Below are 5,800 nucleotides of genomic sequence, written 5' to 3'. Positions count from 1 at the left end.
ATTGGAATAGAAAACACCGGTAAATTTATTAATGTAGATGAAAGAATGCGCGTCGCTAAAGGTGTTTGGGCGATGGGTGATGTGACCGGGAAAGCGCTTTTAACCAGTGTTGCCGATTATCAGTCTGCAATTATTGCTGCCGATATACTCGGCAGAGAGCACCCGCCAGCCAGCTATCATGCCATTCCCCGGGTAATATTTACTGATCCTGAAGTCGGAGCTGTTGGCATGACGGAATCTGAAGCCAGGGCTGCCGGGCTGGAAGTGATGGTGATTTTAAAAGAGGTGGCCTTTTCAATACGCGGTTTTCTCCATGGAGCTGAAAAGGGAATTATTAAGCTGGTAGCAAACCGCAAGTCGGGAATCCTCGTCGGAGCAACTGTAGTGGGGCCTCATGCCGGCGAGGTACTTGGATTTCTTTCGCTGGCAGTGCACGCCCGAATTCCTATTCCAGAGCTACAGAGTATGATCTACGGATTTCCAACATTTTACGGCGGTATAGGCGAGGCAATCGGAGCTTATGCCCGAGGTGTAACTACTGTATTTGATCCCTCTTATGATATTCCGGAGCTATAGAGGGTGAGGTCAAGTCAGGATTGCTCTATTTCTCTTCCTCTTTCATTAATTCATGTTACATTATCTATGTAGTTTTTAATAAATACCTAACCTGTATCGCGTTCGGGGGCAACCTCAGTCCGGCGGTGTTCCTTTAATCCATTCATCCGGGATCTCTGACCAGCGTAATATTTTTTTGTTTGACAAATGTAATTTTATGCTCTATTTAACAATAATAATCGCCTTCATCGTATCAGGATGAGCACTGCAATGGTACGGATAATAACCGGGTAAGTTCAACTGTACTGAGAATGTTTCACTGTTGGAAAGGGAGCTTGAATTTTTATCGGGATAGTAATTATGACCAGGATGGGGATCTGTGTTTATATAATGTTCAACCTGATCATTATTTATCCAGGTTAAAGTAGTTCCTGCATCAATTATTATATCTTGTGGTTCAAATCTATTAGCAGTCATATTGATAACAATTTCAGACTGTCCCCTTAGATCTGTGAATTCAGATTCGAGAGATCTATCAATAGCAAACTGGAAAGATCCGTTATGACAGCTGCCATCAGGCCAACAGGCTTTGTATTCTACTAGATACAAACCATCAGGGGCTTCAGTTTCCAGCATCACCCTCATCCCAAGTTTATTGTCGTCTATCAAAGTATCTCCATAGCTGTAAACCTCGTTATCCGGTCCGGTAACCACTATTTCTGATGGACTTATTATGTCGAAATCGAAGTTAACAATAACATTTACAGGCACAGCAGGTACTATTGAAGCATGAGCAGGTACATTATCGACATAGTGTGGAGATTTTACCGGAGTTTCAAATACAAAATCCGGAGTAGTTTCTTCAGGTTTGTCCCCGGCTACATCTTCCGGTATACTTTCCTCGACCTCATCCTCTGTCATATCCGTATCCATTAATTGATCCTCTGTTGAATAACCGGCACCTGTAAGACCTACAAAAATATAAAGAGCAACACCAACCCTATTCTAATAACAATATAGTCTTTAAGCATAATTTAATCCCCCTTATCTCTATATAATATAGAGAATTGCTATTAATTTGTTCAATTATAACACCAATTTGAATTCTGTGCAGGTTATGCCCTCTGAAAAAGGCAAAGATAATGGTATGATAAGAAAAACACTACACAGGCAAGGAAAAACCCATTTAAACGGCATTGCCAACACTGGAGGTGCAGCTGTGGAGATCCACGTAATTGAGCCAAGATATGAAAACCCGGGGACTGAGGAAATATTGCTTTACCCAAAATATATCGCCCGGGTAAGGCTGGACTTTAAAAGATTTGGCCTAAAACCTCGAGCTTTCCGAGTTGTAGTGTTAGTAGATGCGTGTACCGGGAAAGTGGAGCGTGCTGATGTAGTACCAAATACAGTGCTCTTCCAGTCAGAAACAATGAATGTTATCCCTCCCGATATAGACGATAAAAAGGCGATGCAATTATTAAAAACATACGCACTTCGTAGATTCGGCAGGCGTTTCCTTACCTATTGGACTCCTGAGGTTAGCTTTGAGTATTTGAAATTGGTATATAAATCTTTCTGGATTATCTCTGCTGATAAGAACAAAACAAAGCTTCTAGACAGCCTTACCGGAAGTTGGTTAACTTTAGGAGGAGCGGTCAAAAAGTAAGGCCGCCCCTCCACTGATGCTACTTATTCCCCTGTAGATGTCCTTCCAAAACCTCTATTTCTGAGCTTAATGGTTTCTTAGCGAGTTCAAATTTATCCAATACATTTGCCGAAGGTGCTGAGGTGAAGTAGCTGACGATGACTATTGATATCAAACTGAGGAAGAAAGCCGGAACCAGCTCATAAATGTAGTTGCTTAAACCCGTATTATACCAGAGGATTGTCACACCCATTCCAACAATCATCCCTGTGGCTGCCCCCCACATCGTGGTTCTCTTCCAGTACAGGGATAAAATGACGAGAGGGCCAAAACCGGCTGCCAAACCACCCCATGCATAAAGCGCGAGGGTAAATACCACACCGCCAGGTCTGGCCAGGAGGAATGCGGCCAGAGCCACCAATATGACGCATATGCGGCCCACCATGGTGAGCAGCTTATCATCCGCATCCTTACGGAATATTTTCTTGTAAAAGTCTTCCGCTACAGCGGTTGAGGATACTAGAAGATAGGAGTCTACCGAAGACATTATCGCCGCCATAACAGCAGCCACCAGTATTCCGGCAAGCCAGGGGGATAGGAGCTGCCCGGCAAGTAACGGAAGAACTTGCTCGGGATCTTCCAACGGGGCGAGGAAGCCATGCCCTATAAAGCCAACAAAGATAGCCCCGTAAAGGGAGAGGATCACCCAAATCATGGCAATCAACATCGCTGCTTTCAATTGCCTGGCCTTTTTAATCGCCATAAAGCGGACGAGTATATGAGGCTGACCGGGATAGCCTAACCCTATGGCCAATGAACCAATAATAACTCCTGATAGCGCCATCCAACCTGTCTCTCCGGCAAGTACATCAAGAAGATTGACATCGTAAGCCTGCATGGCACCCCAAAGCTTCGGAAATCCTCCCAAAGCGTTTAACCCAAGGATTGGTAGAACAACAAGGCCAAAAACCATAAGTAAGCCCTGAACAAAATCGGTCCAAGATACCGCGAAGAAACCTCCAAAGAAAGTGTATAACACAATAACTCCCACACCGATAAGGAGCCCCAAATTATAGTCAAAACCGAACGAGGCGTTAAGTAGTTTACCTGAAGCAACTAATTCTGCTGAAATATTGATGACAAAAAAGACAATTATTACGACGGCAGAAATAACACGAAGGAGATGCGAATTATCTTCATATCTTGCAGCAAAAAAATCAGATATGGTGATAGAGTCTGTAAGTTCTGTAAACCGTCTCAACCTTGTCGCAATATAATGCCAGTTAAAGAGAGTTCCGGCCATTATACCGATGGCAACCCATATTGTTCCCAGTCCCATAGCATAAGCCAATCCGGGAAGACCTAATAACAACCAGGCACTCATGTCGCTAGCTTGTGCGCTTAAAGATGTTGTCCAGGCATTCAGATTCCTGCTGGCGATAACAAAGTCGGAGAAGGTACGTGTCATCCTGAAGGCCATATAGCCGACGACGAGGAGCAAAATCAGATAAAAAATGAAAGCAACCGCTGAACCAGTCATTTCTAAAACTTCACCTCTTTTTACCGGTTAATATCCGGGATTGATTGATGGCAAGAGGAAAAACCAATCGAAACATCACTTCTTGTTACCGGCTGATTGTCGATAATAAATAATGGTAAGAATAAAAAAAATCACCGGTGGAACAATAAGCCAAAATAAGCCTGAGCTCCCCAGCGAAGCTTCCAAAGATGATACACCTCCCTTCCCAATGTAAATGTTAATACTTTCCCCAGGTCTTTCCAGCTAAGCGATTATGATTGCTGTGAAAAAAGATAGTGAAAAGCATTTACATAAAACCTGAAGGTCATGCTATTTTCCCATTTCTCTGCAATCCCGGGAGTGCCAAATTCGGGATGGGGAGAAAAGAGTAGAAGAGTACCATCTCCATATGATGCCTCAATAATGGCAGGTTTGTCTTTCATATATTTATCGAAACGTGCCGGTGTCAAAGGATTATACCATTCAATAGCATCAACAGCCTTCTGATTACACGATACGTCCCAGGATGGCTTGTCCATGCCACCCGCAAGGAATGAATCAAAAGTTGCAATAACTTTAACTCCGCTCTTGCACTCAAATACGGGGCCTTCCCAGTAGACCATGTCAAGCGTGCTAGGGTCATTTAAGGCTAATCCGTAAACAACGGGATGAATCTCTTTCTTAAAGCGTAAGCGTACAAATCCGGCTCCTGTTCTCCAGTAATCCAATCCTGAGGAGTCCCAGACTTCCACTATTTCAAGGGATACCGGTAGATCTAATCCCGGTGGCCTTAGAAGGGGCAGATACGCACCAGCACATACACCGATATAATATCCTCCACTTCTCACGAATGTTTTTATTGCTTCAAGCCCCCTATCTCCAAATCCCTCATAATAGGATTCACCTGCATCAGGTCCTCCAGGAACAATGAGACATTCAAAGTGGTCCAATCCGCCATCTCTGATTTCATCGTCATTGACTTCAGTAAATTCGAGACCGAGCAACTGGAAAAGAGGGGGGAAAGGTTCTGAACAGAATGCTACACTGTTCAGCCCTGCATAAAGGGCAATCTTACCGGGCCACCGTAAAGAGACCATATTTCCCTCTTCCGGCAGAGACTCAATATGGTGGATAATACAGCCACTCTGTTCTAAATTATGGAGATTTTCATCAGTGGTTTTTAAAAGCAGATCGCCGGCAGAATATATGTGGCCTTCGGGAAAACGATTAGTGAAAACCTTCAATGAGTTTCGCAGCTGAAAACATTCTTCTCCCATTTTAATCAGGTTAAACGTTTCTCTAATCACCTTGAAAAAATCTTGCTGAACATTTACCACACCCAACCTGGAGAGCGGAACAATGGCAGCTTTCACGTAGATCCCTCCCTGCTTGAGTTTTCGACGGATTTTTCTTTTCTCCTCTTCCTATGCAAATCTTTTTTTCAAGAACCCGGTTCTTTATAGTAAAAGTTTGGATACTATTACTGCTACTTACCCCCGGATTTAGGACGCGATCAGATACCTTCCTCAGGGCACCCCTTTCTGATGCTTTGGAACATTAGTGACAACAATAAATATGCCGTGTACTTTACCCATTGACTGAGCTCTTTCATCTTTGACTGCTCTCGTTATGTTATAATTTATAATACCTAACTAAAGACTTTATCTTCTTGATTTTTTCCCGGGGAGGCTGGTCATATGAGCAGGGTGTTTAATTATGATATTATGCCGGAAATAAAAACAAGGTGGTCACCACGGGCATTCAGTTCAAAACCGGTTGCCAAAGAAGAATTAATGGCTCTACTTGAAGCGGCACATTATGCCCCATCGTGCAGCAACGAACAGCCCTGGCGTTTTTTAATAGCTGATAACGCAGAAAAACTGGCTAAGCTATTTAGTGTGCTGAACGAAGGTAACCAGGCATGGGCTAACAAGGCCCCTGTGCTAATTCTCTTAATAGGGAAGAACCACTTCGAGAAAACCGAAAAGGCCAACCACTGGCACATGTTCGATTCGGGGACGGCCTGGGGCTTTCTTTCGCTTGAAGCAGAAAGACGGGGTCTGATCACCCACGCCATG

Annotated in this window: 6 protein-coding genes; 3 read left to right on the top strand and 3 right to left on the bottom strand. The window is 43.7% G+C overall.

The features are described from left to right. A partial coding sequence (locus SCJ97_11385; GenBank protein ID MDW7740635.1) for an NAD(P)/FAD-dependent oxidoreductase occupies nt 1-576 on the top strand: 576 nt, incomplete at its 5' end. Nucleotides 577-777: 201 nt separating this feature from the next. Here SCJ97_11385 and SCJ97_11380 read toward each other — a convergent pair. Beyond that, entirely contained in the window at nt 778-1,488 is a 711-nt protein-coding gene (locus SCJ97_11380) for a plastocyanin/azurin family copper-binding protein (GenBank protein ID MDW7740634.1), read from the bottom strand. 184 nt (nt 1,489-1,672) lie between these two features. Between SCJ97_11380 and SCJ97_11375 the strand changes: the two genes are divergently transcribed. Continuing rightward, on the top strand, nt 1,673-2,224 hold the full coding sequence (locus SCJ97_11375) for a hypothetical protein (GenBank protein MDW7740633.1): 552 nt from the start codon (nt 1,673-1,675) through the stop codon (nt 2,222-2,224). 19 nt (nt 2,225-2,243) lie between these two features. On the opposite strand, the gene putP is transcribed toward SCJ97_11375, so the two are convergent. Beyond that, on the bottom strand, nt 2,244-3,743 hold the full coding sequence (gene putP, locus SCJ97_11370; GenBank protein MDW7740632.1) for a sodium/proline symporter PutP: 1,500 nt from the start codon (nt 3,741-3,743) through the stop codon (nt 2,244-2,246). A gap of 251 nt (nt 3,744-3,994) precedes the next feature. Next, nucleotides 3,995-5,095 carry a BPL-N domain-containing protein gene (locus SCJ97_11365; protein MDW7740631.1) on the bottom strand — a complete coding sequence of 367 codons (1,101 nt, stop codon included), beginning with the start codon at nt 5,093-5,095 and terminating at the stop codon, nt 3,995-3,997. 324 nt (nt 5,096-5,419) lie between these two features. On the opposite strand from SCJ97_11365, the gene SCJ97_11360 reads away from it, so the two are divergent. Next, nucleotides 5,420-5,800: nitroreductase family protein (locus tag SCJ97_11360; GenBank protein MDW7740630.1), on the top strand; the 381-nt coding region annotated here is incomplete at its 3' end.

The organism is Bacillota bacterium, from assembly GCA_033549065.1.
In the GTDB taxonomy this organism is placed as follows: Bacteria; Bacillota; Dethiobacteria; order DTU022; family DTU022; genus JAWSUE01.
This window is presented reverse-complemented; position numbering and strand designations above follow the sequence as displayed.

Excerpts from the sequence above, each read along its gene's own strand:
- SCJ97_11380 (MDW7740634.1), bottom strand. The coding sequence starts at position 1,488 with ATGGATACGGATATGACAGAGGATGAGGTCGAGGAAAGTATACCGGAA.
- SCJ97_11375 (MDW7740633.1), top strand. The coding sequence starts at position 1,673 with ATGCCCTCTGAAAAAGGCAAAGATAATGGTATGATAAGAAAAACACTA.
- putP (MDW7740632.1), bottom strand. The coding sequence starts at position 3,743 with ATGACTGGTTCAGCGGTTGCTTTCATTTTTTATCTGATTTTGCTCCTC.